This window comes from Brevibacillus sp. 7WMA2, assembly GCF_010748895.1.
GTDB classification, from domain to species: domain Bacteria; phylum Bacillota; class Bacilli; order Brevibacillales; family Brevibacillaceae; genus Brevibacillus_B; species Brevibacillus_B halotolerans.
In genome coordinates this window covers 2,055,170-2,080,409 of the sequence record NZ_CP048799.1, presented here as the reverse complement: position 1 = coordinate 2,080,409, position 25,240 = coordinate 2,055,170, and the positions used below count along the sequence as shown (strand labels likewise).

Here is a 25,240-nt window from a genome sequence, read left to right as displayed (position 1 = left end):
ACGACAGCTGTCAAAAAAGACACCATGGTATAACTCTCTCCTTCCAGCTATCTCTATAAGTAATTACTACCTACCATAGATCGAGATAACTACTGGTACCCAAGCTATATCGACGTTTACACCTTTACCCTCATTTTTGCTATTAAGTTTTCTTGCAAATTTTGAGTTTCCCGTTCGAGCTAGAATAATAGCTCTAAAAACTTGATACGATCATGTATAAACTGATGCCCCAATTTTTCATACAACTGTAGATGCTCTTCTAATTCATGATAATTTTCAGTAAACATGTACGCTTTACAAATGGCTAAAGCGACTCTTTCCTTCATCTCATTTTCTGTTGTGTCTTCGGCATGTCCCACTTTCCCGAGTTCGATACATGCTTCATATTTCTTTAAGGCAAATGCTTGTAGTGCCATTTTATAGTAAAAAGTGACTTTATCTTCATGAGATAAAAAATCGACATAATGGAGGATTTCTTCACCATCTTTAAAAGATTTGTCCATCCGTTTTAAATCCTGTCTGTCGATCAAATATTTTTGATATAACCCTTAGCTATATACATTGGTACGCCATGTACTCTCGCATATTTAATTATAGTATTGTAAAGTGCTAATTTAGCATCATTGTTTGTAATAGTATTAGCAATTGCAAAGATACCCTCTAATGTTTCGAAGGTATCTTTTTTTGAATCTTCAAGGAACTTTAACGCCACTTTTTCAATCAAAGAGGGACTAGAAATGTCAATCGCTTCCCAAAGAAAATCCTCAAAAATGCTCATTCTATGCTCAATCTCTATATAAAGTTCAATTACCTCGTCATAAGGAATCTGTAACCCATCTGCAATTAATTTAAGGTTCCTTAGTTCAGGGCGTTTTGTTTCACCTGATTCAATCTTAGATAGTATCCCTTTACTAACCCCAGTTTTCCTAGATAGTTCTGATAAACTCAAACCAAAGTTTATTTTTCCTTTTATCAGTTCCCCCAATGTTGTGAAAGTTAGACTTACACTCATGTTAAGTTAATCCCCTTCCAGAATTAATAAAACGTGATATTTCTTAACATTCTAACTTAAATGTATAATTATGTAAATACGAATAAAATTATGTAATGGTTCTCTAAAAATATCTTTTTAAAAAATAAAACACCTTCCATTTCCGTAAAAGGTTGAAAGATGTTTTATATGTTCATTGTATAGGGTTTGTGGGGTGTCAATTTATAAGCTGTTCGCCTTGTTTAATCATAACACAAGAAAGAAGAAAAGCATGGTATTAGATACACAGCGTTCTTTTTTTCATTTTCCATTCACCTTACTTTCAATTTTGTAGGATCAATATGAATTTCGCCTTTCCAAGAACCAGCTACTTTTCCAATTCTGTTTATATTTACATCTAATGTAAGTGGTTGTTTAAAGGATTCTTTCCCTTTAGGACCTTCAACAAATGTAATGATACCCTCTGGTCTATCTTTATCACGAATACCTACATGCGTTAATTCTTTTTCTGCTGCTGTTAATTTGAATGGTAAACCATCTGTACCTTGAATAAATGGATGATTGTGGGAAGCTACCATCTTTCGTATAATATTCAGGATTTTCTTCTTGTTGGTCATTTGTTTTCCCATCGTTTTTAAGGTTTAATCCTGTTGTGTCAAATTCAAACGGTACCAAACTTCCATCTGCTTTTTCAATTCGGAAAAACATGTTTTGTGACAAAAATTTTTATTTATTATGTACAAAAAAAGCATTCATCTTTCAATGTGATAAAAATGCAGAATGTGACAGTTTTTCCTGGTGCAGATTATAAAATCGAGGTGTGTAACAATGCATTTGACGAGTCGCCTACGTGGGAAGACGCAACTAACCATGTTAAATTCAACCAAGGCTTCATCTTCACCAACAAGGAAAACAGCAGAAAAATGGGGCGTTAGTGTGCGTTTTGTTTTTGTTAAAGGAGTTGCAACTGAGTCTGTGATTGTAAAAGGATTCGGAGGTGCATTCGATTAATTTTAATGAAACCTATGGATTTGGGTGAAATGGAGTAAGAGCGTAAGAAAGGCAAAATCTCGCCAGAGTTATAGAAGCCTATGAAGCTATTGCTCAGTTGCAAGAGACGGTAACTAGAATGGAAGCCAAAATAAAAACACTAGAAGGAGAGAAGTAGAAATGGTTAAAGCGTATATGATTCCTGTGTACAGCCTATTGGTTAAAGTCGGTCGCAGAGAAATTGAATCCTTACCGGAAGTTTATAGGGGTCCCGTAGCGGAATATTTAGCTGAACAAACTGAATCATAAAACGCCTTTTCCGATCTGGAGAGGGCGTTTTTTCATGGGGAGCTGCGGTTCCCTATTTTATTTTCCCTAAGGGGTGATAAGGAGAGGGGAAGCATGGAAGAGAGCGTAATGAACACATTGCTTCAACAGGACCCGTTCGCTGCTCTGTTTGTTTGGCTGTTATTCTCTACAAAAAAGGAAGGAAGAGAGCGCGAGACCCAACTAGTGAAACAGGCTCAGACACGCGAAGCCAAGCTCATGGAGCATAACGAGCGGATGGTAATTCAATTAGAACGTAATACCACTACATTGCAACAGATCGAACGCAGTCTAAACGGCTTAGAAAACGAATTACAAGAGCTAAAAGAAAAGGTGGGCTAATGATGATAGAAATTGGTTTAGTAATTGCAGTCGTAATGGCGTCAGGAGCATGGTTGAAAACACGGAGCTGGTTCCCAAACGATTACATTCCTCTTGCTATTGTTGTGATGGTGATAGCTTATAATGCGATCAATGCTTTACTCTACGGTGGCGACTTACTCGAAGCTGGCAAGATTGCGTTTCTTGAGGCGACAGCTGCTATTGGGATTCATTCGGGTACAAAAAACTCGTTCCAGAAAAGAGATGTGGAGCAATAAGACCACAGGACTTTATAGACAAATTAGCCCCTATTGCTATCCATGAAATGCAACGTACCGGTATCCCTGCATCCCTAACCATTGCACAAGGGATATTAGAATCCGGATGGGGAGCCTCCGAGCTGACAGTTAATGCAAATAACTGGTTTGGCATTAAGGGCGTCGGACCTGCAGGTAGTTACGAAAGGGATTCTTCAGAAGAAGAACATGAAAATAACAAAGAAATCTCCTTTTCGTAAATATCATGATTGGGAAGATTCTGTGTGTGATCATTCGGAGTTTTTGTTGAGACCACGTTACGCCAAGATTATTAACACCGATTGGCGTACTGCTTGCTATGAGATTGAGAAAGCGGGCTATGCAACTGATTCGGAATATGCTGAAAAACTTATTAAACGTATTGAAGAGTACCAACTATACAAACACGACCAAGGAGCTGATAGAGTGGCCACACCTATTTTGATTATTGATCCAGGACATGGCGGTACTGACTCAGGTGCAGTTGGAAATGGAATGCGCGAAAAAGACCTCACCCTCCAAATTAGTTTGTATCAATTTAATCGATTCAAGGAGCTGGGCCTACCAGTAGCGATTACAAGGACAACAGATGTCACTCTGACGCCATCACAGCGCACAGGAGCGGTTAAACAAAGCGGGGCTAAGTATTGCATTTCTAACCATATAAACGCCGGTGGCGGAGAAGGTGTCGAGGCGATCCACTCGATTCACGCCACTGACAAGCTTGCGAAAGTGCTCGCCGAGTCCGTTGAGGATTGCGGCCAAAAGTTCCGTAAGGCGTATAGCCGCCAGGGAAACGGAGGTACTGACTACTATTTCATGCATCGAGAGACGGGAGCGGTAGACACCACGATCATGGAATACGGTTTTATCGACAATAAGGGAGATGCCGCACGTTTAGAAACTAACTGGGAGACGTATGCAGAAGCAGTTGTAAAGGCCTTTTGTGAATACGTTGGGCATCCATATAAACCAAAAGGAGGAGCTGGAGCTATGAGCGACTTAGATAAATCATTAGAGGCCCTTGTAAGAGCTGGAATCATTCAATCACCTGAGTATTGGAAAACTAATGCTATTAAAGGTGGGAAAGTAAAAGGCGAGAATGCTGCCACGCTAATTCATAACATGGCCAAAAAATTAGGGGTATAGAATTCAATAGCCTATTAGACTAAAATGCCGTTCAAGTGATAGGCATTTTTCTTTTTCCCTACTGCACACACATAACTTACTACATCAAGGGAGCTATTTACGATGATCTTTAACATGGATTGCATAACCGGAGCAAAACAACACCTACAAGACGAAACTATTGACCTACTCATTGCAGATCCACCCTACAATCTAGGTTTTGGTGGCACTACGCAAACCAAGACGAAAAAGCCTAGATTTAACATCATCGCAAACGATCAGCTACACCCACGAGACTATCAGCGATTCACTTTTCAATGGCTCCGAGAAGCGTACAGGGTTTTGAAGCCTGGTAGACATATTTACGTGTTTATCGATTGGCGCATGTATCCGCTCCTTTATTTGTGGATGCAGCGCGTCGGATTTACGATAAAAAACTGTCTGGTCTGGAACAAAGTACACATGGGGATGGGCTGGCAATACCGCTATCAGCACGAGTTTATCATTTTCGCTGTAAAGGGTAAGAGCAAGGCCCGTCGTGTTTCGAATCGTCGTGCTACTGATATCTGGCCAATACAACGAATCGCAAGTCAAAAGACCATTCATCCCACCGAGAAGCCTGCTAAACTTATGGAAGACATCATTCTGAACAGTAGTGAAGAAGGCGAAACGGTAGCGGATTTCTTTTTAGGATCTGTCCCAACGGTAGCAGCGGCAAACAAGCTTGGCCGTAAAATAACAGGCTTTGAAATAGATGAGGTTTATTTTAATTTAGCTAGACAAAGATAATGCGAAAGCCCTCTGACGGAAAGTTATAAAACGTCAGAGGGCTTTTTTTAGTTATTAACTTGTGGGGTTGTCATTTATTATTTTTTCGCAAAAGAGCTACTAATAAAGCAATGGTGAATGATTGGGAGATTGCAAGTAATATAACCATAAGCTCAATAAAAGTACCTTTGATACTTCCGATAACTATAAACACTAAAAACATTATTGCCATCGTGAGTAACCAGTATAGAAAAGCGCGCAATATCATAGAAGCCTCTCTCCTTTGATCAATAGGTTATAGTGTCTAACATTAGCGGAAAAGCTCGTAATAAGGTCAGAAAAATTAAAGCTCTGGATACTTAAACTCTATACCAAAATCCGCTACTTGAGTAGTTGTTGCAGGTTGAAGGGAAAGCCCCACGGGCCTATAAGAAACGGATACGGAGCCACCTATAATTTTATGCCCATATTGGAATTTAATATTAATCGTTCCTCTTTCATTTTTATCAGCGTAAACATATTGAGAAATGTATCCAGAGTGTAGTTGTCTATTTCCCATTTGTAGGTCATATTCTGCTGCCACACCAATACCTGGGTCCCAATCAGATGCTTTTGAAGAATCTTCGCATTCCCATTTCTTTTTAAAAGCTGGTTTAGTACAATAGCGATTTTCATGATCATCTGGTTTACCTCTTGAGGTCATAGGCATAAAGAATTTGGATGTTACAGGGTATCCGATTGACATTTTATCAGTTAACGTCCAAATCGGGGGTTCTGACCACTCGAATTTACCGTATAAATAGTATTTTCGATAACCACTTCTATCACTTTTGACTTCGAAAGCTTTTGCCTTTAGCTCTATTTCGCTAAAATCATCTTCTTCATCCTTCTTTTTGGCCAATGATTTATTCATCTCAGATTGACCTTCATCAAATTTATGTGTAACCGTTTTTGAACCAATTTTTTTAGCACCTTGATCAATTAATGCTTGCAAGATGTGGGGAGGCATATCTTCTAGTTCTTCTTCATCCAAGCCAATGTCTGAAATAAGGGTTTCTCGTTCACTTTCTTTCAATTCTGTTTGAGTTGTTTCGGCATAAGCGCTAAAACATAAACTTAAAGATAGAAACACAGTAAGAGCAGAAATCAGTATTCTTTTCATTATTATTTCTCCTTTTCTTATATTAAGAATAGAATACTTATATTTGAAAATTATGTCAAATATTGAAATAATAGTTTATTACATCTGTTTTTGTGGTTGATCTTTGAATACCATTTCTAACTATTGATTAATCCCCTCACCATCCACCAAAATAAGAACACACATTCGTATTTAGGGAGATGTTTTGATGACTAGTAAAATCCTTGATCCACTTGTAACAAAATTTATTTTGCCAGAACATGCAGAAATGTTACGTCAGTATCATGAGGATAAGAAACTGGTTGAGAAGCCGATCATTGAAGAGGATGAGCTGGCCGAGTTTTGCTACAGGATATCTGACTCACGTCAGTATGACTACGCCCTTACGATTAGCTGGTGGAAAGAGACAAAAGAGGGTAGAGGAGTAATCGAATCCGCCTGGGGATGGGTAGATAGGTTTGATTCCCAATTTAAACAGATCAAGCTAAAAAACGATGAGGATTTTTGATGGATACCTGTAGAAGATGTGGTTAGTGTAGAAGCCTAAGCAGAGAATCTTATAGCTGCATATAGTGTATTACCTGTGGGAACAGGGATACAGCAACACCCCACTAGGCTATAATAGTGGGGTGTTGCCACCTAACATTTAATAGCTTTTCAAACGGTTTTGCATATATGCTTGTTAGAGACGTTCGTCTGAAAGTTCTAGTACATCCGTAATACCAATGCTAAGCACTTCGCATATTTTCGCAAGATTATTGAGTGGTAGCCGTACAGTTTCATTATTGCACATTTCGTTGATTGACGAGACACGTATGCCTGTCAGGCGTGAGAGTTCTCGTTGCGAGATTCCACGTTCTTTGAGTAGATCGGCTAGTTTAATATGTATTTTCATCGCGAACAACTCCATTACTCAATTTAGCACTATAATAGCACGAAATGTATTGTCGCGTTTAACGGAACATGGTATCTTTCTTATAAGCACTTCATATAGTCACCGGAAGGAGAGGTAGTAATGAAGTTGTTCCACATTAGTGACGTACTCAGTGTCACGACAGGCAAACTAGTTTCAACGCGGCGAATGGATGTGGTTTACGACATCCTAAACCACATACAGGTGAGTCTCTATTAACACACCAACTACCTAGAGCTATCAAGATTTGCGCACCGTTTCTCCTGCAACAACACCCTGAACTACTAGTTGTTGACGCCGATAATGTAGATGAAAATAACTTGGAAGCATGGATAGATAAGCAGTTAAAAGTTTATGGTGAGTTTCTTGCTGTAGAACCGCTCGCGCCTGGAAGGTATCAGTCTATGGACCCGATCGAAGAGGCTAAGGAATTGGTGGATGACTGTGACACTCCCCCGGATAGGCCCGTGACTCGCTGGAGCTCTCGTGGTTGAATTACGTTTTAGGAAGAGTTTATGTAGGTCACCGATTTTAGGAGGCTTTTTGTATTTGGAGGGAAATCCTATAGCCATAGAAGGTACTCCTGTGGGGGAGGGGAGTAGAATTGAGACTTCAGGACAGTCATGGACCAGGAATAGATTTACTAGGACCAGTAGAAGGAAATCGAACTTTAGAATTTATATGACCACGTATGAGACCTTCTAGTATGCTAATTTTTCCTGATATTATCGCTCCTTACACGGGGGCGCCCATTGAAACAAACCACCGATATCTACAACAGCAATACTTCGACAAGACCAGCGATGCATGGTAGTAGATCGTTCCTTTTCCATGAACGCGGATGCAAGAATTACAAATAAGCCTTCCTTTAAAAATGGGGTGGTATTATCCCCTTTGAGTAGACAGTGTAAAAAGCCCGCCCACCTGACGGTGGGTGGTACACTCTACTTGGAGGGGATTTTCCTATGGCTAAAAAAGGTCAAAAATTCAAACGTTATTCCGAGGAGTTTAAGCTGAAGGCTGTAAATTTGTATCAAGAAAAAGGGATGTCTTATAAAGCGATAACTAAAGCATTAGGAATACCAAGTTCAACTCAGGTTAAGCAGTGGGTTCGAAAGTTCAATAGCGGAGAAGGGGTTATGGATAAACGAGGGAAGAGCCGTTCTGGTGACCACCCTTTTATTGGTCGTCCACGCACCAAATTTGCTACTGTGGAAGAAGAAAGAGATTATCTTAAAGCGCAGGTAGAATACCTAAAAAAGCGCAATCCGAATCTGCATCTGGGGGGAAGGTATGGAAAGTAAATCGGTTTTTAATCATAAATGAGCTGCGTAAAAAATATCCCCTTACTTGGTTAGTAGAAATTGCGAGAGTGTCTCGATCCGGTTACTACAAATGGCTCAACGCAAAAGGAAAACCATCATTGAGACAAGAGCAGAATCAAAATCTGAAGGAACATCTAATAGCGATCCACCAAACTCATCCATATTTCGGATATCCAAGAATGCAAATTGCATTAAGAAAGAAAGGATGGAATGTGAATCACAAACGAGTATACCGGTTGATGAAGGAGCTAAACCTTCGGTCTATTATCCGAAAGAAGAGACGTTATTTTGGTAAAACAGTATCTGTTATTCATCCTAATTTACTTAACCGTAAGTTTAAAACGGACAAGCCAAATCACTTGTTTGTAACAGATATCACCTTTGTATCGTTTCAAAATCGATTTTACTATCTCTCAGTCATCCAGGATCTCTATAACAACGAAGTTGTTAGTTGGAAGATTTCTCATCGAAATGACTTACAGCTCGTATTGGATACTGTGGAACAACTGAGCAAAAAAAGAGACGTGCAGGAAGCGATCCTGCATTCTGATCAGGGCTTCCAGTACACGTCTAAGCAGTACAATAAGCTAATAAAGGAGCTTGGCATAAAAGGCAGCCACTCTCGCAAAGGAAACTGCCTCGATAACGCCTGCATTGAATCCTTTTTTTCGCATCTCAAAACCGAGACATTGTACTTTTCTGAGTGTAAAACAGAAGAAGAACTCTTTCAAGCCATAAAAAAATACATATGGTTTTATAACCATGAACGATTCCAGAAAAAATTAAACCAGTGTGCTCCGGTGGAATACCGAAACACACTGGCTGCTTAGGCTTTTTTAATACTGTCTACTTGACAGGGGTAAGACCAGGGAAAGGCTTATTTGTTTGGCACTTGAGTAATTGAACCTAGAAGCATTTGAAAACATTATACAATCTCATAAAACCACCTATTTTTATCATTTTCCGGATCGATCAATTTGTTGATCCGTTTGTACTTTTTAACCCCTGGTAGAGGGTTAAAGTTGAGGAAAAGCAAATCTTTATTCTTTGGACTAAGATTAGTGACTGGAAACCAGATAGTGTAATCGAACCGGCTTCCACCGTACTTAAGCTCGTCAGGATGCCCTTCAAGCGGGGAGATATCCCAGTTCCAGCCATCCATGAATTCCTTCGCCGTTCTGTATCCGAATCGTTGGTACTCCATGGGAAACCACTTTTGGTTACATAGGAACTTTTTAAGGAGGTCTCTTCGAAGTCGCAAAGCCTCCATCTTTAATTTATCAATGCCAGGATCCTTACCTTCTAATTTAAATCTCTCTTTACTATCTTTGTTTATTCCCGGATAGTAGATTTGATAAAAAAACCACCTAGCTTGAAGCAAAAATCCTGTCTGGGTAACTGGGGATATTACTTTAACTTCGAAAAACGTTTCTTTATCTGGGTTAGGAATGTCTATTGTATCCCAGAATTTTTTTGGTACAGGCGTATTATCATAAAAGTGAAAAGGCTTTTTCCTGAGATCGTTTCTGACTTCCTCAGGTCCAGATAATTTCTTTGTTCGTAAGAGTCGGAAGCCATACATCATATACTCCTGGTAACCAATCTGTTTTCCATTCCAGGAAAAAGGCCCATAAAGTATGATATGTTTAGGTCCCGATACGTGAACGTTTCCGCCGATTGCCTTTCGTAATAGTTTCAAAAAGCCCTTCGCTAGACCAATTTGACAACCACGTACATGTAGAAAATGGACACCTCTGGGGATCATTAACTTTTTTTTCTTTTCACTGTCATTAATAACCTTTAGTAGTTGCTCAGAATTTACCCACTCCTCGTCGTCATCATCAAAAAGTTTTATTTTAAGGCCCCCAATAATATCAGCATGAGCAACCACGATCAGATTATGAGGAGGATTGCGCTGACTGTTTTGTCTGACCGCTTCAATGAACCCTTGTAAGCTCATAATCTTATCCCTGCTAATCTCCTCCAAGACCTTTGTATTAGGACGAAGCTTATAAAACTCTCTAGCCTCCCAAAATTTATCATCCGCTACCCACACGTAATCTACTGGTTTATTGGGCACCTATTTCTCCCCCCTATGATCGGTCGGCACTTCTCTTAGTCGACATAACCCTTGAGCCACCTCAATGTGAACTCCATCACAGGGAACTTCTATTTGCTGTACCAGAGGTGGAATTGGCTCAGGTAGTATTATGTTCCCCGATCCACCTGACAAGGCAAAACTGAACTCAACTAATTGTCCTAAAAGGATCGATCTATATGCTGGAACTATAATTTGTTGTCTATCGACATACGCTCGTTGGATGTCAAGCAATTGACGAAGCTGCTTTTTTACGGTGTCCGGTACATTAAGCCGTTCGATTATCAAGTCTACAAACTCTGTTATGGCATTACTTTCCGTTGAACGCTCTAAGTGGATGAGAAGTTTTTGTATATAGTAGTTACGGTTACAATGAAGATGATCCTTAACTCGATTTAGTGCGTTGAGTGCCGCTGACCGTTTTTGAATCATTTCTTTTTCCTCATCTATCGAAACCACTGGTTTAAGCATACCTTCGACCAAAGCCAGAAATCCTGATAGACGACGGAAACATTCAGTAAAAGATCCGTTATCCATAATTTCAGTAATTATCTTGTTATTTTGTATCCCCTTCCATAGAGCACCAACTCCTTGATCTAAGGAAAGTGCCAAGTCTATGGCGTATTCAGTGAGAGTTCCATCTGAAACCTTGTCCTTGTAAATTTTGTAATACATGTTCATGATAGTGAAGATCTGAGGTATACTCTCACGAGGGTGATTATCGGATTCAAGTGAATCCTTAAAACCACTTAAATCACTAAAACCACTAAAACCAATAAAATCACTTACATCATACGAGGTAGCTGGAAGATTTGGGTCTTCCCATTGATTTGAGTTAATCTGAATGGGAGGTAATTGGAAGATATTTGGCTCATCGTATAGGTAATGAAGTGCCATTTTGGCCACATCAAGTGCTCGTTTGACTGAAAGCTGCGCTCCTTTAAAGGCTAAAGGTAGTTCGTCTACTAGTACAGGGTCCAGCAGATGATTGCGTAAGAAGTCTATGTATGCCCCGATAAACTGGTCATCGAATTCTAGATTGTTTATCGAGATGAACAGTGCAAATATTTGATCACTTAGCTGTGACGTGACTTTATAGTGTTTTACCAACTGAAAAACATTGAGTGATAGAGTGCGGTCCGGGTATGGATTACGAATCACTCGAGTAATCCGCTTATCAAACACGTCCTCGCTGAAGCCGCGTACCTCTACTTTGTGAAGCGTCTTCAAACTGTGTGCTGATTTTTTGGTCGCCTCATGGATTTGGTTCAATGTAACTTGGGCGGTCAGTTGTGTAGAACGGTCAAAACCTGCGTCGGCCCCGAGCTGTCCTCCTAGTGATAGCGGATTGCCAATAGAGATCCGGCCATTCCCATTAACATGCCACTTTTCGGTTTTAGTCGAAGACCGAGTGACGTTGAGCGCTTCTTTATCTACTGTTGTTGACTCTTCAGAAGTCATCTCTTCGGCTTGATCTAATGTGTTTTTTTCCATTATCCGGCGCTGAGTATTTTGCATTTGGATGGTTAACTGTTCGCTAGGAGCTAGACTAGTGGTGTATGAAAGATCGCTGACTGCAACATTCTTTAAATCCCAAACCTGTTCCATGAGGAGTAAAAGTCCAAAAAAGGCAGAAATGCCATGAGAATTGGTAGCCCTAATACAACCAATACTTAATTGCTGTAGGTCAATGCCATCTCCGATAAGGACAGGTAGTTCCTGAGCGTAAACTCCCCGCTCATGTGTGACTTTATACTGCGGGTCTACACTATCGCTGATAGGGGCACAGAGATTAAATGCTTTTGAGTCCTCAGAGGAAGGCAAATCCTGTTTGGTAATTGTCTGTAAGCCAGCCGTCTCATGAGGCGGAGTAGTAGTAGTAGTAGTAGTAGGTTGTTGGTCTGGTACCAAACTCTTCACTTCTTTTTCGTGCTGTCCTTTCATTTCTACAAAATCGTTTACCCCGGTATTCAGCAGATGTTCTAGCGCGTTTTGAAGACGGTTTGGACTCCTTCCGTCCTGTTCGAATGTTTGCATCATAATTCCCTCCAGTTTTAGTTAATATTTTTTAGTTTTTACATAGTGTCAAAGTTTATACTGGAGTACTGATGAACACTGCGACTAGGATTTAATCTCTTATATTAATGATAGAGGGGCTTTTTTCATCAAAACCTCTGCTTTCTCGATAAAGGATTCGACAAAGACAAATGGCGAATTATTCTTTGTGAGGTGATAGTTCTTGAAACTACAGTGTCGTCTGCGCATTATTTTAGCTGAGCGTAATATGAAACAGCTTGATTTATTAAAACAGATGGACGAGCCTATCTCACATGCGTCATTGAGTCAAATAGTTCAAGGAAAGAATCTTCCTACTCTTATAACTGCTTTACAAATAGCCAAGGCTTTGAAAATGCCGATAGAAGAAATCTGGTTAGAAGTTCCTGGCTAATTTTTTAAAATGGACATGCAATTTGTAGTCGTGAACTACATACACTGTACCATCAAGATTAAGGAGCTGGTGCAGATGTGGATCGTCCATCAACGTATGGCAGAGCTTTGGTTCATCAACAAGACAAGAGAGCTTACCGACTCGGAAATGACAGAAATGAGCCATTGTCTGAGTGCAAACGCTCAAAGAGCTTGGGAGATTGCAAAACTCAAAAACTTATCTTTTATCGCCAGTATGACGAACGACGCGGATTGGCAGCATGAGTTATGTTCAAGGATAGAGAAGATAGAGAACTGACAACATTGACAACCAAATTGACAACGCACTTAAGTAAATCAGATAAATGTACGTTAACTATATTCGTTAAGAATCGCATTAGAAAGCGGTTAATGCGGTCAAATTAACTAATAGAAACACAACTAATCAAACGAGTATGTAGAGATAATTTGATCATCCATTGGCATGAGTATAGAGGAACATCTCGAACGTATGCTTACGAGGCGGCGGGATGTTCTTCTTTTTATGGATAATGAAGCTGATTAGGGGAAAAGCGGCAACATCGTGAATAACCTTGATTTTAAGCTTATTGCTAATCAAAATTCGTTGCTGTTGTCAGCTTTCTTTTGTTAGTATAATAGGATAGCAACCAAGGCAGACATACATAGAGATAGGAATCAAATTTGATCGGATTTAGTATGAGTAGGAAACGAGTGATAAAATGATTGTAACAACAGGAAATGAGCCAAGGGCGTCTGTTTTGGCTCATGCGCAGGAACTGGCTACTATCTTTTCCGCTCCACTAGTTTCACGTGGAGAGCTTTCGATTGAAAAGCTCAGAGATAAATACCAGGCGAATGATATTTTAATTGTAACTGCTAAGGGAGCTAGGTTGGAACGGAGGGGTCAACAGGCTTTCTTTTTTCATCCAAATACAGCGTCTTTCCGTATAAAGAGGCTAGAACGCGGCGATAATGATACTATGCTTTCTGTTTGCCAAATTTCACCAGGTGATAAGGTGCTTGATGCTACGATGGGATTGGCGGCAGATGCGATCGTATTTGCCTATGCCACAGGTGGAACAGGGCAAGTGGTTGGAATTGAATCGGAGCCTATGATTGCGAGACTTGTCCGAGACGGTCTTACTCATTGGGATACGGGATCACCAGCTTTAATCGAAGCGATGCGGCGAGTACAGGTGGAACAGGTTGATCACCTTGACAAGCTTCAAGCATTGCCCGATAACTCGTTTGATGTAGTTTATTTTGATCCTATGTTCCAACAAGCTGTCTTCGAGTCACATGGTATTTCTACCTTGCGTCAATTGGCTAATGATAAGGTGTTGACGGAGGAAACGATTGCTCAAGCTCGCCGGGTAGCTAAACGACGAGTCGTTTTAAAAGAGGGTACAACAGGTACCTTGCACGAGCAATTGGGCTTTACACCTTATCGAAAACGTGAACATCAAGTGATTTATAGTTATATGGAAGCATTGGAGGGGAGTGAGAGATGAGGCAAAAAGAGAATTTAGTGGTAATTGCAGGCCCTACGGCAGTAGGCAAGACTGCTCTTAGCCTTCGATTAGCACAACAGTTTAATGGAGAGATCATCTCTGGTGATTCTATGCAGGTTTATCGTGGCATGGATATAGGTACGGCTAAAGCTACCGAGGAAGAGCGGTCCATTGTTCCCCATCATCTGATTGATATCATGAATCCAGATGAGGAATACTCTGTGGCTATCTTTCAGCAGCAGGCCCAACAGCTAATCACCCAAATTAATCAGCGTAATCATCTGCCTATTATCGTTGGTGGAACAGGACTTTACATACAATCGGTTACTCATGCTTATCAATTCTCTGAGGCGGATCAGGACGAGGAATTGCGAGAGAGATTGCAACGATTTGCCGATGTGGAAGGAGTAGAAGCTCTTCACAGACGCCTACGCGAGCATGATCCTATTACAGCAGATCGCTTACATCCAAATGATGTTCGCCGGGTTATACGTGCAATCGAGATATACGAATTGACTGGAAAACGTATGTCTGATTTTCAAAATCAGGCCGCTTATTCGCCTTACAACTTGAAAATTATAGGCTTAACAATGGATCGGGCGAAGCTCTACGAAAGAGTAAATCAACGAGTCGATTTAATGATTGAGGCTGGATTGGTAGAAGAAGTTCGCAGGTTGCTAGATCAAGGGTATTCTGCTGATCTGGTTGCCATGCAGGGGCTGGGCTACAAGGAACTCATTCCTTATCTATATGGAGAGATCACGTTAGATAAGGCAATAGCTGACATTAAGCAAAGAACAAGGCATTTTGCTAAGCGTCAGTTAACTTGGTTTAAGCGGATGCCTCAGTTGGAATGGTATGATATGACTGAATCCGATTCATATGAACAAGTGGTTGAAACAATTACCAGTGCGATGGAAGGAAAGTTCCATTCCACGCCGAATATATAACTTACAAGTCCTTTTAGGGGGTATTGTCCATGAAACAGACGATCAATATTCAAGATACGTTCTTAAACCATTTACGAAAAGAAAATATCGCAGTTACCATATATTTGGTAAACGGATTCCAATTGAGAGGCTATATCAAGGCGTTTGACAACTTCACAATCGTTATTGATACAGAAGGCAAGCAACAATTGGTTTATAAGCATGCGATCTCTACATTTACACCACAACGTCCGGTATCCTTGATGTCGGAAAGCCAATCACAACAAATGTAATTGCAGACAAGAAAATCAGGGTTTCTTCGGGAATCCTGATTTTTTTGCCCAAAAAAGCATAAACAAGAAGATTTTTGCAGGTAAATATTGACTTTTTTGCGGATAACGGAATAAAATGGAAGTATTACATAGTGAAGGCAGGCGATGAGATGTTTGCTGAAGAGAGAAGAGGAAAGATTCTGGAGATACTCCACGAAGCACAACGAGTGCTGGTGAAGGAGTTAGCGGAGCAATTTCATGTTTCTATTGATTCCATCAGGAGAGATTTATCCATTATGGAAGAACAGGGATTATTGAAAAAAACTCATGGAGGTGCTATCCCTGTATCAGCTGTGCGAAAGCCTGTTGTACCATCAGCGGTACGTATAAAAGATGGTCCTAGTCATATCACTGCTATATCCAAAACAGCCGTATCCTACATACAAGAGCACGATACAATATTTTTAAGTGGAACGAACCTGCATTTTCATATGATAAAATATTTACCTCAACATATGCCGATAACAGTGGTGACGAACTCGGTTAAAATCGCAGAGCAGTTACGTGAATCTGAAAATACTGACGTTTATCTTATCGGAGGACAAGTTAATAAAACAGGTATGATTTCCGATATTATTGCCAATGAAATGGTAAAACAATTTACAATTGATCTGTGTTTTATGACAGCAGGAGCCATTAGCTTGCAAGGTGTTAGTACTGCAACCCCAGAGGAAGCTAGTTTTAGTCGCGCTGTTTTGGAGGTTTCTCGACGTCGCTTCATTTTAGCGTCTCATGAGAATATGGAACATGATGCTTTTTCTAAAATAGGTCCCCTCAACAGCTTTCATTTACTCATCACTGATGAGGGAACACCAAAAGAGTTACGAGATCAAATCGAGAAGCAAGGATTAGAAGTAACGGTAGCAAAAGGAAGCTATCCTGTTGCGGTTCCTGATTATTCGTAGAATCTTACATTTCCTGGTCACCTACCTCTCTATCCGAAAGACGAAATAGGCTCCCAAGTTGCGAAGTGGCCAGGATATAATAATCATTGGCAGTTACTTCTTTAAAACCACAACGGTTATACAGTGTGAGCGCGCTTTTGTTCTTCGTTTCCACCTCCAAGACGATGGAAGGTGATTGTTTTTGAAGTAAGTCGTTCACCAATCTTGTCAAAATTTCTCTCCCAAAACCTTTTCCTTGTTGGGCTGGCATGACCGCAAAGCCGTAAATAAAATCCATATTCTCAATTCTTTGATAATTGATTTTTCCTATAAATTCGCTGTTATGAAAGGCCATGATAAGATGCCGATCAGGTTCTTCAACTCCTGTTGAGGCATATCTGGTTGCATCCTCTTTTGTTGCTCCAAAGGCTTCCATATCAATTTGGACAAGCAGGGGAAGATCTTCTTGCGTTGCTTCTCTTAGTGAAAGAGAAGGTGCAATTAATTCTGTAGGCGGTGCTTCTAATTCCATCCAGTATTCTGAGAAGGAATAAGTGCTACCGAGTGATTCTAAAAATGCTTTGCCAGAATCTGATTTTTCCTGAGACATAAATATTAGCTTGGGTAATTGACGACGTTCGATTTCAGGATAGGCTTGCCGAAGCAAAGAAGAAAATATGCCATTACGTCTATACGCTGGATCTACCATCCCGCTGATTTCTACCTCTTGCGTATTAAAAATGTACAAGGCAAGATACCCAATGATTCGGTTATCTATAGCAAAGTAAAAATCTTGAACTTGGTCAGTGGGTCTACAGGTAAGCATATCCAGATTTAATTTTATCTGAATGTTATCGTGAGTATTACATACCTGTAGAAGTTCTTTTATTTGAATGAGTTCGGCTTCCGTAAGCCCTGCAGCGGCATAAGCACCGTTTGTTTGTCTAAGCACATTTATTCACTCCTTTCGAGAACTGCTAGCTACATCTAAATTTCCTGCGCTAACATATCATAATTAAGTATAAAAAGAATACGGAAATTACGCACATTAAAAATTGCGCGTTATGTAGTATAAATTGCGCTGCTTCATTTGACTGTTTATTTTTCATTGGCAGGATTGATGTTTCATATTTGACGTAGTGAAATGATTATTTGCAATGAGAAGTGGTCACTCTTTATAAAGAGCGACCACAGAGAGTACATATGACTACAATAAAGCTCCGGTAAAAGTAATTCCCCCTACAGCAGTAACTGTGCCGCTACCAACAGTTTGAGCCACTAATGTGTACGTGACATTACCAACTCCAGGGGCTAAATCAACATGATTTATACTCGTAGAACCAAACGCATTTGTTCCAGTTCTTTGATCATTAATACTAAAAATGACTGTTGTTCCTTGAAGAACTTGGAATTCGACTACTGGATTACTTGATCCATTTTGCCAACCAATTATTCCAGTTAACCAGATACGGCTTGTAGCTGTACTTCCTGTTACTGTGATGGTTTTTAATATGGTTTGAGTGGTACTTATTACTATAGCGGAACTGCCGCTGGTATTAGGTGCGTTTTCGGAAACTTGGAAATTTAAAAAGCTTCCAGAAGAACCAGTAGGTCCGGTAGCTCCCGTGTTACCAGTGGAACCAGTGAGTCCGGTAGCTCCCGTGTTACCAGTGGAACCGGTAGGTCCGGTAGCTCCCGTGTTACCAGTGGAACCGGTAGGTCCTGTGGGTCCTGTATTACCAGTAGAACCGGTAGGTCCGGTAGCTCCCGTGTTACCAGTAGAACCGGTAGGTCCAGTAGGTCCTGTGTTACCAGTAGAACCGGTAGGTCCGGTAGCTCCCGTGTTACCAGTGGAACCAGTGAGTCCGGTAGCTCCCGTGTTACCAGTGGAACCGGTAGGTCCGGTAGCTCCCGTGTTACCAGTGGAACCGGTAGGTCCGGTGGGTCCTGTATTACCAGTAGAACCGGTAGGTCCGGTAGCTCCCGTGTTACCAGTAGAACCGGTAGGTCCAGTAGGTCCTGTGTTACCAGTAGAACCGGTAGGTCCGGTAGCTCCCGTGTTACCAGTGGAACCGATAGGTCCGGTAGCTCCCGTGTTACCAGTGGAACCGATAGGTCCTGTGGGTCCTGTGTTACCAGTGGAACCGATAGGTCCGGTAGCTCCCGTGTTACCAGTAGAACCGGTAGGTCCGGTAGCTCCCATGTTACCAGTAGAACCGGTAGGTCCGGTAACACCTGTAGAACCAGTGGCGCCAGTAATGCCGGTAGGTCCGGTAACGCCAGTAGAACCAGTAGCACCAGTGATACCGATAGCGCCGGAAGAACCCGTAGGACCAGTTTCCCCAATAGCGCCAGTAAAACCGGTAGGTCCGGTAATGCCAGTAGCGCCAGTGATACCGGTAGCGCCGGTAGAACCCGTAGGGCCAGTAAAACCAGTAGGTCCGGTAATGCCAGTAGCGCCAGTGATACCGGTAGCGCCGGTAGAACCCGTAGGGCCAGTAAAACCAGTAGGTCCGGTAATGCCAGTAGCGCCAGTGATACCGGTAGCGCCGGTAGAACCCGTAGGGCCAGTAAAACCAGTAGGTCCGGTAATGCCAGTAGCACCAGTGTCCCCAGTAGCACCCGTAGAACCCGTAGGGCCAGTGTCTCCAGTAACGCCGGTAGAACCAGTAGTACCAGTGTCTCCAGTAGCGCCAGTAGCACCAGTGGCGCCAGTAAAACCAGTAGGTCCGGTAAAACCAGTAGGTCCGGTAATACCAGTAGCGCCAGTAATACCAGTAGCGCCAGTAATACCGGTAGCACCAGTAGCACCGGTAGCGCCAGTAAAACCGGTAGGTCCGGTAACGCCAGTAGCGCCAGTGATACCGGTAGCGCCGGTAGAACCCGTAGGGCCAGTAAAACCAGTAGGTCCGGTAATGCCAGTAGCGCCAGTAAAACCAGTAGGTCCGGTAACGCCAGTAGAACCAGTAGCACCAGTGATACCGATAGCGCCGGTAGAACCCGTAGGACCAGTTTCCCCAATAGCGCCAGTAAAACCGGTAGGTCCGGTAATGCCAGTAGCGCCAGTGATACCGGTAGCGCCGGTAGAACCCGTAGGGCCAGTAAAACCAGTAGGTCCGGTAATGCCAGTAGCACCAGTGTCCCCAGTAGCACCGGTAACGCCAGTAGCGCCAGTGTCCCCAGTAGCACCGGTAGAACCAGTGGTGCCAGTGTCCCCAGTAGCGCCGGTAGAACCAGTGGCGCCAGTAATACCAGTGGCGCCAGTAATACCGGTAGGTCCGGTAGCGCCAGTAGCGCCAGTAAAACCAGTAGGTCCGGTAGCGCCAGTAGCGCCAGTAAAACCAGTAGGTCCGGTAATACCAGTAGCGCCAGTAAAACCAGTAGGTCCGGTAATACCAGTAGCGCCAGTAATACCGGTAGCACCGGTAACGCCAGTAGCGCCAGTGTCCCCAGTAGCACCGGTAGAACCCGTGGTGCCAGTGTCTCCAGTAGCGCCGGTAGAACCAGTAGCGCCAGTAATACCAGTAGGTCCGGTAATGCCAGTAGCGCCAGTGTCCCCAGTAGCACCGGTAGAACCCGTAGTGCCAGTGTCCCCAGTAGCGCCGGTAGAACCAGTAGCGCCAGTAATACCGGTAGGTCCGGTAACGCCAGTAGCGCCAGTAATACCGGTGGGTCCGGTAGCGCCAGTAGCGCCAGTAATACCAGTAGGTCCGGTAGAACCAGTAGCGCCAGTAATACCGGTAGGTCCGGTAACGCCAGTAGCGCCAGTAATACCGGTGGGTCCGGTAGCGCCAGTAGCGCCAGTAATACCAGTAGGTCCGGTAGAACCAGTAGCGCCAGTAATACCGGTAGGTCCGGTAACGCCAGTAGCGCCAGTAATACCAGTAGGTCCGGTAGCGCCAGTAGCGCCAGTAATACCAGTGGCGCCAGTAATACCGGTAGGTCCGGTAGCGCCAGTAGCGCCAGTAAAACCAGTAGGTCCGGTAGCGCCAGTAGCGCCAGTAAAACCAGTAGGTCCGGTAATACCAGTAGCGCCAGTAAAACCAGTAGGTCCGGTAATACCAGTAGCGCCAGTAATACCGGTAGCACCGGTAGCACCGGTAACGCCAGTAGCGCCAGTAGCGCCAGTGTCCCCAGTAGCACCGGTAGAACCCGTGGTGCCAGTGTCTCCAGTAGCGCCGGTAGAACCAGTAGCGCCAGTAATACCAGTAGGTCCGGTAATGCCAGTAGCGCCAGTGTCCCCAGTAGCACCGGTAGAACCCGTAGTGCCAGTGTCCCCAGTAGCGCCGGTAGAACCTGTAGTGCCAGTGTCTCCAGTAGCGCCGGTAGAACCAGTAGCGCCAGTAATACCGGTAGGTCCGGTAACGCCAGTAGCGCCAGTAATACCAGTAGGTCCGGTAGCGCCAGTAGCGCCAGTAATACCAGTAGCGCCAGTAAAACCGGTAGGTCCGGTAACGCCAGTAGCACCAGTAGGCCCCGTACCTCCTATTGTCCCTGCCCCAGTTTGTACTAAAACAATATCATCAACGACTATATCTGCAGTTGATGGAGCAGGGATTTTATGAATAATAACCATTGCTTGAGTTGCGGTCGCGGGTACAACAGAGGATATTTCGTAGATGGTAGACCAGTTATTATTCAGGTTATTAGGTAGTTGACCTACCGGAAGTATAATATTGATTCCGATACTAATAGGAGTAGAAGCGGAATTTAAATAAATCACAGCAATATTTACTTGTGGACTTGGCAAATTTCCTATTTTTCCGATCGATAGAAAAAATTCAAAACTATCTCCGGGTGTGACAGGAACAGTCTGAAATAATACACTATTTGTAGTATCTCCAAACATTTGTGCACTAAAAAGCCCTGTGTGACTCCGAAAATTACTAATTGCTACATTTGAAAAATTCCATGGGACTAAGCTTCCTGTCTCAAAATTTCCATTCACAATTTTGTTGCCAAAGGGCAAATAAATCACCGCTTTCATTAATAAATTTAGTAGATCTTTTGCATTATATGGTGACTCTTATAGATGGGGAAGGGTATATACCAGTGGCGAAAAATACAAAATGAAACAAAAAAAGGGCGTTATTTCTATAAAAAGAGAGAAGTGTATATTTTAGTACAATAAAGATTTGGCTAAAAAATATACAATAGAAAAACAAATAAACTAGGACATATCAATGGATCATCGCTTTTTTATTCTTCTGATTATGTTAGACTAATGTGTAAAAATGTATGTATTTCCTATTGATAATGTCGTATTCCTGCTCATATAAAGGCCTTTTAAAATCAGAATATTGAGCACGTTAGAAATTCTTATTAGCTCTTGTAGTGGAGGAAATATAAACAAATGGATATGCTTCTAGAATGGAAAAACAGTGGTTTTCGATTGTTTACCTTACAACAGGGGGAAAGCGATGAATTACATGATCATGGCGATTACCTGCAAGTCAGCATGCCGCTGGACAATGAGGTAGAGATTCAATGGAATCAACGATATCAAAGAGTAGCAGCTAAGCAAAGACTGTTGGTACAACCGGATGAACAACATCGTCATCTTGCTACATATGGCCCTGCTACTATTTTGCTAGTTGGCCTACATCGTAATTTTCTACAACAGGTATGGGAGCATGAACAGCCCGTTAGAGCAAGACATGCACTTGAATATACAAGCTTATCTACGAAGGTTGTCCCCTTATTTCAACAAACCGTACAACGTGCCTTTCAGCGATCGGTGTTTGAGCCGATGGATGAATTGCTTCAAACGGAACTGGAGTGGGAGATAGCTAGACTCTTTCTTACCCTTCATTCAAAAAACAATACATACACGGAGCTTGAGGTAACCTCTTTGTATGAATATCCGGGAATCAAAAGAGCAGTTGACTATATGCACGAAGCATTTAAACATCCCGTAACACTTGAAGAAATAGCAGGCATTGCCGGCAGTAGCAAATATCATTTTATTCATCAGTTTAAAAAGAATAAAAAAATGACACCCGGACAATACCTGCAACATTTACGAATAAAAGAGGCAGCCTATTTACTACGTTCAACGGATTGGGATATCACTCGAATTGCATATGAGGCTGGATTTGGTAGCCTCAGCTCGTTTCAACGTGCTTGGAAGCAACAATATGGTGTTTCAGCGAGCGAGTTTAGAAAAAATGGATAAGCTATGTATAGAAATGTTCATTGTGGCTACACTATACTTATCGAGCTCGGTGGTCACAAATTAGAAACGCGCAACAGTCTTTATAGGAGGTTGATGTGCCGTGGACGATGAAATGATTACCCAGATTGTGGTATCCGGTTCGCTTTGATGATCTAACTCTATATTGGAGGTAGATGAGTTAAAGAACAGTACCGCTAGTACCCCAAAATGACTGAGCTCGATGTGAACCGCTCTCCTATGAGGGCGGTTTTTCATGTTTTACCTTAGGGGAATTCCGATAAAAATCATTGTCACAAAAATCGTTTAGCAGAATCTAATTTAATAGAAGAAAAAAGAATACATAAAGCAGGTGAATTCATTGGAAAAAGCGGAAATCGCTTTAACAATGTCTAAAGAGACTATCTTTGAGTCTCTTATGCATGAATATGGTCCAAAGATTTTAAATATGGTGTATCTCATGATAAAAGACCAAAAGATTGCGGAAGACATTACACAAGAAACCTTTATGAAGGCGTATATGAATTGGGATTATTTTAGAGGGGAGTCAGAGCCTAAAACATGGTTGTATCGGATTGCTATCAATGAAACGAAAAAGTATGTCCGTTCCTGGTCATTTCGGACGATTTTCTCAAAGCTTACCCTGCAAAGTCAACAGCAGGCCCAAAATAAGGTAACGGATGATACCGAAAGTATATTTTTTAAGCAAAACGGAGCCGTTGAATTAAGAAAGCTAGTGATGTCTCTGTCTCCAGATTATCAGCAAGTCATTATTTTGCGTTATTACCAAGAGCTAGAAATGAAAGAAATAGCATTTATTCTACAGATAAAAGAAGAGGCAGTACGGAAAAGGCTTTCGCGAGCCCGCCAACAAATCAAGCAAATGCTAGAAAGCAGGGGAGAGACATGGGTGTAGATTCATTTGATAAAAAATTAGCACAAGAGTTTAGGGCAACTAACTTAGATGTCCTTCCCTTCACTCCTCAGTTGGAAGCAAAAATTTGGGAAGGTATTCGTAAGAAAAAGCAGAAAAACCGTCGATTATTCGCTTCCCTATCATTAGCGTGTGGCTTTACTTTGATTGTGCTTGGTTCACGCTCAGTGTGGCTCGAGGATATACAGCTTAGCTCAAAACAACCGATTATTAAGCTGGAAACAGAATTAAAAAGATTGTCTCTAGAAGCTCAAAAAACGATGCAGTCCCTTTATAAATTTGCCCCATATCTAAAAAATGGTAAAGTAATGGAGTTCAAAGACGCTCGTGATAATTATATTGTTACTATTGAAGAAAAGAAAACAGAAAAAGAAGAAGAAGGATGGTCAGCAAGAATTCGACTCGATCGGACTAACGGTAAGTTAGAAGAACTCGACGTATTGAATGCAGGAAGGGATAAGGGGAATAAAGCGATTGATTCACAAAGTGCCACGGCTATTTTACAGGAATTTTTAGGTGAAAAAAGGAAAGAGTATAAACAAACCAATCTTTCAAAAAGCTCAGCTAACTTTATGCGATATGTTAATGGGATTCCAGTAAGCGGGGATAATGTTTACATAAGTGTGAATGGAAAAGGGGAGTTAAAAGGGTTCGGTGTACGGAGTGACGAATGGATAGATCAATCAGCCTTTCCACATCCGTCACAGGTAATACCCGAACATGAATTGGAAAATCAGTTACAGAAGTATATAAAATTAAGGTATATCGAACATTTTGATCCAAAAAATGACCGCCCAATACTAGAATATACACCAGGTATCCTGAACGCGTACAGCTTTGATGCGATTACGGGCAAAACGATCTATCATACTTACTACGATTATGATCAACCGACCTTAATTAAAATGAATCCACCAAATAAACCTGCCCTCGCACGCAACCAACAAGAAGCAGAGCTGCTCATTAAACAGGAGTATGGAATTAAGGGGCCATTAAAAGTTTACTCCAATAATTGGGACGATCATAAACAACGGAAAGAAGAAAATGAGGCTGTTTACCAATTTGGAGAAAAGGGTGAATATACGGTTATTACGGAATTAAGCTCCGGGCGTGTCCTGCAAATTTCCAAGGTTACTCTTAAAGAAAAATGGAGAGTCTCCAAAGAGAAAGCTAGAGAGAAGGCCATTCGATTTCTGGAGAAATACCTTGATCCTTGGGACAAAGAAGTACAGCTCACATACAGTAACGAGAATGAATACACGCATATATTCCGTTTCTTTAAAAGCCATCAAGGCATTCCGGTTTTACAGACGGATAGTTCCTATCTCAGTTATTCGGTTCATGTAGATTCAGCTACAGGAGAAGTCATCTTATTTATCAAAGATTCAGTTGAAAAGCCTTTTGTATCTTCTTCTATTAAGCAAGTCAAGCTCCCGGATCGAAATGCCATAGTGTCACCAAAAGTGGGAGCTAGTGAGTGGCTGCGCTATAATCCGGTAGAGCTGGTGTATGAATATGTGGATGGGGGTAAAAAGACTAGGTTAGTGTATCAAGTTAAGGAGAAGACGGTAGACAAAAACGTATTTATTGATGCGACTACAGGTAAAGCTGTATTTGTTGACAGATAAGAAGCATCCCGGATCACTGCAACAGGTGAGACGGGATTTTTTTATAAATCAAGCTATTTATTTTGGATTTTCTGTACAGGATTTCAAAGTGTGCTGCGTATACT

27 protein-coding genes and 1 pseudogene are annotated in these 25,240 nt (G+C 41.8%); 19 read left to right on the top strand and 9 right to left on the bottom strand.

Translation table 11 applies throughout. The features are described 5' to 3' along the window. Positions 1-179 precede the first annotated feature (179 nt). The 3 genes and pseudogenes from GOP56_RS23895 to GOP56_RS07980 form a co-directional block, all read right to left on the bottom strand. Positions 180-503: a hypothetical protein gene (locus tag GOP56_RS23895; RefSeq protein WP_163245340.1), complete on the bottom strand. Its 324-nt coding sequence runs from the start codon at positions 501-503 to the stop codon at positions 180-182. A gap of 23 nt (positions 504-526) precedes the next feature. Beyond that, on the bottom strand, positions 527-1,012 hold the full coding sequence (locus tag GOP56_RS23890; RefSeq protein ID WP_163245339.1) for a helix-turn-helix domain-containing protein: 486 nt from the start codon (positions 1,010-1,012) through the stop codon (positions 527-529). A gap of 290 nt (positions 1,013-1,302) precedes the next feature. Then, positions 1,303-1,702: pseudogene (locus tag GOP56_RS07980) on the bottom strand (hypothetical protein); the annotation flags it as partial. Positions 1,703-1,819: 117 nt separating this feature from the next. Here GOP56_RS07980 and GOP56_RS07975 point away from each other — a divergent pair. From GOP56_RS07975 to GOP56_RS07950, 7 genes are all read left to right on the top strand, one after another. Then, positions 1,820-2,002 (top strand): hypothetical protein, encoded by a 183-nt coding sequence (locus GOP56_RS07975; protein WP_240470206.1) that lies wholly within the window; start codon positions 1,820-1,822, stop codon positions 2,000-2,002. 159 nt (positions 2,003-2,161) lie between these two features. Further along, positions 2,162-2,290, top strand: coding sequence for a CD1375 family protein (locus tag GOP56_RS23885; RefSeq protein WP_254068671.1), 129 nt, complete (start codon positions 2,162-2,164; stop codon positions 2,288-2,290). 93 nt (positions 2,291-2,383) lie between these two features. Beyond that, positions 2,384-2,650 carry a BhlA/UviB family holin-like peptide gene (locus tag GOP56_RS07970; RefSeq protein WP_163245338.1) on the top strand — a complete coding sequence of 89 codons (267 nt, stop codon included), beginning with the start codon at positions 2,384-2,386 and terminating at the stop codon, positions 2,648-2,650. Continuing rightward, a complete protein-coding gene (locus GOP56_RS07965; protein ID WP_141397662.1) occupies positions 2,650-2,907 on the top strand; it encodes a hypothetical protein in 258 nt (85 codons plus the stop codon). Before GOP56_RS07970 ends, GOP56_RS07965 begins: the two co-directional genes overlap by 1 nt. Before the next feature lie 47 nt (positions 2,908-2,954). Then, positions 2,955-3,146, top strand: a complete 192-nt coding sequence (locus GOP56_RS24365; protein WP_163245337.1) for a glucosaminidase domain-containing protein — start codon at positions 2,955-2,957, stop codon at positions 3,144-3,146. Continuing rightward, positions 3,115-4,074 carry an N-acetylmuramoyl-L-alanine amidase gene (locus GOP56_RS07955; RefSeq protein WP_163245336.1) on the top strand — a complete coding sequence of 320 codons (960 nt, stop codon included), beginning with the start codon at positions 3,115-3,117 and terminating at the stop codon, positions 4,072-4,074. Before GOP56_RS24365 ends, GOP56_RS07955 begins: the two co-directional genes overlap by 32 nt. 102 nt (positions 4,075-4,176) lie before the next feature. Next, positions 4,177-4,842: a DNA-methyltransferase gene (locus tag GOP56_RS07950; RefSeq protein ID WP_163245335.1), complete on the top strand. Its 666-nt coding sequence runs from the start codon at positions 4,177-4,179 to the stop codon at positions 4,840-4,842. A 322-nt stretch (positions 4,843-5,164) separates the two neighbouring features. Here the strand turns inward: GOP56_RS07950 and GOP56_RS07945 are convergent, their stop codons facing one another. Next, the gene (locus GOP56_RS07945) at positions 5,165-5,983 is read right to left on the bottom strand and encodes a hypothetical protein (protein WP_163245334.1); all 819 of its coding nucleotides are present in this window, start codon (positions 5,981-5,983) and stop codon (positions 5,165-5,167) included. A gap of 187 nt (positions 5,984-6,170) precedes the next feature. Here GOP56_RS07945 and GOP56_RS07940 point away from each other — a divergent pair, with 187 nt between their 5' ends. Next, positions 6,171-6,470, top strand: a complete 300-nt coding sequence (locus GOP56_RS07940) for a YolD-like family protein (RefSeq protein ID WP_163245333.1) — start codon at positions 6,171-6,173, stop codon at positions 6,468-6,470. Between the two features lie 174 nt (positions 6,471-6,644). Here the strand turns inward: GOP56_RS07940 and GOP56_RS07935 are convergent, their stop codons facing one another. Next, positions 6,645-6,857 carry a helix-turn-helix domain-containing protein gene (locus tag GOP56_RS07935; RefSeq protein WP_121473862.1) on the bottom strand — a complete coding sequence of 71 codons (213 nt, stop codon included), beginning with the start codon at positions 6,855-6,857 and terminating at the stop codon, positions 6,645-6,647. 338 nt (positions 6,858-7,195) lie between these two features. On the opposite strand from GOP56_RS07935, the gene GOP56_RS07930 reads away from it, so the two are divergent. Together GOP56_RS07930 and GOP56_RS07925 are read left to right on the top strand one after the other, a co-directional pair. Then, positions 7,196-7,369, top strand: coding sequence for a hypothetical protein (locus GOP56_RS07930; RefSeq protein WP_163245332.1), 174 nt, complete (start codon positions 7,196-7,198; stop codon positions 7,367-7,369). A gap of 471 nt (positions 7,370-7,840) precedes the next feature. Then, a protein-coding gene (locus tag GOP56_RS07925) for an IS3 family transposase (RefSeq protein ID WP_163245331.1) occupies positions 7,841-9,030 on the top strand; the annotation gives its coding sequence in 2 pieces (ribosomal slippage) (positions 7,841-8,129 and positions 8,129-9,030; 1,191 coding nt in all). A gap of 95 nt (positions 9,031-9,125) precedes the next feature. On the opposite strand, the gene GOP56_RS07920 is transcribed toward GOP56_RS07925, so the two are convergent. Next, positions 9,126-10,280 (bottom strand): hypothetical protein, encoded by a 1,155-nt coding sequence (locus GOP56_RS07920; protein ID WP_163245330.1) that lies wholly within the window; start codon positions 10,278-10,280, stop codon positions 9,126-9,128. After that, positions 10,281-12,338, bottom strand: coding sequence for a hypothetical protein (locus tag GOP56_RS07915; RefSeq protein WP_163245329.1), 2,058 nt, complete (start codon positions 12,336-12,338; stop codon positions 10,281-10,283). A 199-nt stretch (positions 12,339-12,537) separates the two neighbouring features. On the opposite strand from GOP56_RS07915, the gene GOP56_RS07910 reads away from it, so the two are divergent. The 6 genes from GOP56_RS07910 to GOP56_RS07885 all read left to right on the top strand — a co-directional run bounded on the left by GOP56_RS07910 (position 12,538) and on the right by GOP56_RS07885 (position 16,423). Continuing rightward, the gene (locus tag GOP56_RS07910; RefSeq protein ID WP_163245328.1) at positions 12,538-12,747 is read left to right on the top strand and encodes a helix-turn-helix transcriptional regulator; all 210 of its coding nucleotides are present in this window, start codon (positions 12,538-12,540) and stop codon (positions 12,745-12,747) included. Positions 12,748-12,822: 75 nt separating this feature from the next. Next, a complete protein-coding gene (locus GOP56_RS07905; RefSeq protein ID WP_163245327.1) occupies positions 12,823-13,044 on the top strand; it encodes a DUF7667 family protein in 222 nt (73 codons plus the stop codon). 421 nt (positions 13,045-13,465) lie between these two features. Further along, positions 13,466-14,257, top strand: coding sequence for a class I SAM-dependent methyltransferase (locus tag GOP56_RS07900; protein WP_003337166.1), 792 nt, complete (start codon positions 13,466-13,468; stop codon positions 14,255-14,257). Further along, the gene (gene miaA / locus GOP56_RS07895; RefSeq protein ID WP_003337167.1) at positions 14,254-15,207 is read left to right on the top strand and encodes a tRNA (adenosine(37)-N6)-dimethylallyltransferase MiaA; all 954 of its coding nucleotides are present in this window, start codon (positions 14,254-14,256) and stop codon (positions 15,205-15,207) included. Before GOP56_RS07900 ends, miaA begins: the two co-directional genes overlap by 4 nt. 29 nt (positions 15,208-15,236) lie before the next feature. After that, entirely contained in the window at positions 15,237-15,479 is a 243-nt protein-coding gene (hfq, locus tag GOP56_RS07890; protein ID WP_003337168.1) for an RNA chaperone Hfq, read from the top strand. A gap of 149 nt (positions 15,480-15,628) precedes the next feature. Next, complete coding sequence (locus GOP56_RS07885; protein ID WP_173645584.1) at positions 15,629-16,423, top strand: DeoR/GlpR family DNA-binding transcription regulator; 795 nt, start codon at positions 15,629-15,631, stop codon at positions 16,421-16,423. Between the two features lie 4 nt (positions 16,424-16,427). On the opposite strand, the gene GOP56_RS07880 is transcribed toward GOP56_RS07885, so the two are convergent. Next, the gene (locus GOP56_RS07880) at positions 16,428-17,354 is read right to left on the bottom strand and encodes a GNAT family N-acetyltransferase (protein ID WP_163245326.1); all 927 of its coding nucleotides are present in this window, start codon (positions 17,352-17,354) and stop codon (positions 16,428-16,430) included. A gap of 255 nt (positions 17,355-17,609) precedes the next feature. Beyond that, the gene (locus tag GOP56_RS07875) at positions 17,610-21,389 is read right to left on the bottom strand and encodes an NTTRR-F1 domain (protein WP_163245325.1); all 3,780 of its coding nucleotides are present in this window, start codon (positions 21,387-21,389) and stop codon (positions 17,610-17,612) included. Between the two features lie 366 nt (positions 21,390-21,755). Here GOP56_RS07875 and GOP56_RS07870 point away from each other — a divergent pair, with 366 nt between their 5' ends. The 3 genes from GOP56_RS07870 (at position 21,756) to GOP56_RS07860 (ending at position 25,136) form a co-directional block, all read left to right on the top strand. After that, positions 21,756-22,577 carry an AraC family transcriptional regulator gene (locus tag GOP56_RS07870; protein WP_003335717.1) on the top strand — a complete coding sequence of 274 codons (822 nt, stop codon included), beginning with the start codon at positions 21,756-21,758 and terminating at the stop codon, positions 22,575-22,577. A 358-nt stretch (positions 22,578-22,935) separates the two neighbouring features. Further along, positions 22,936-23,490 carry a sigma-70 family RNA polymerase sigma factor gene (locus GOP56_RS07865; RefSeq protein ID WP_096886245.1) on the top strand — a complete coding sequence of 185 codons (555 nt, stop codon included), beginning with the start codon at positions 22,936-22,938 and terminating at the stop codon, positions 23,488-23,490. Further along, positions 23,481-25,136, top strand: a complete 1,656-nt coding sequence (locus tag GOP56_RS07860; RefSeq protein WP_163245324.1) for a YcdB/YcdC domain-containing protein — start codon at positions 23,481-23,483, stop codon at positions 25,134-25,136. Before GOP56_RS07865 ends, GOP56_RS07860 begins: the two co-directional genes overlap by 10 nt. The last annotated feature ends 104 nt before the right edge of the window (positions 25,137-25,240 follow it).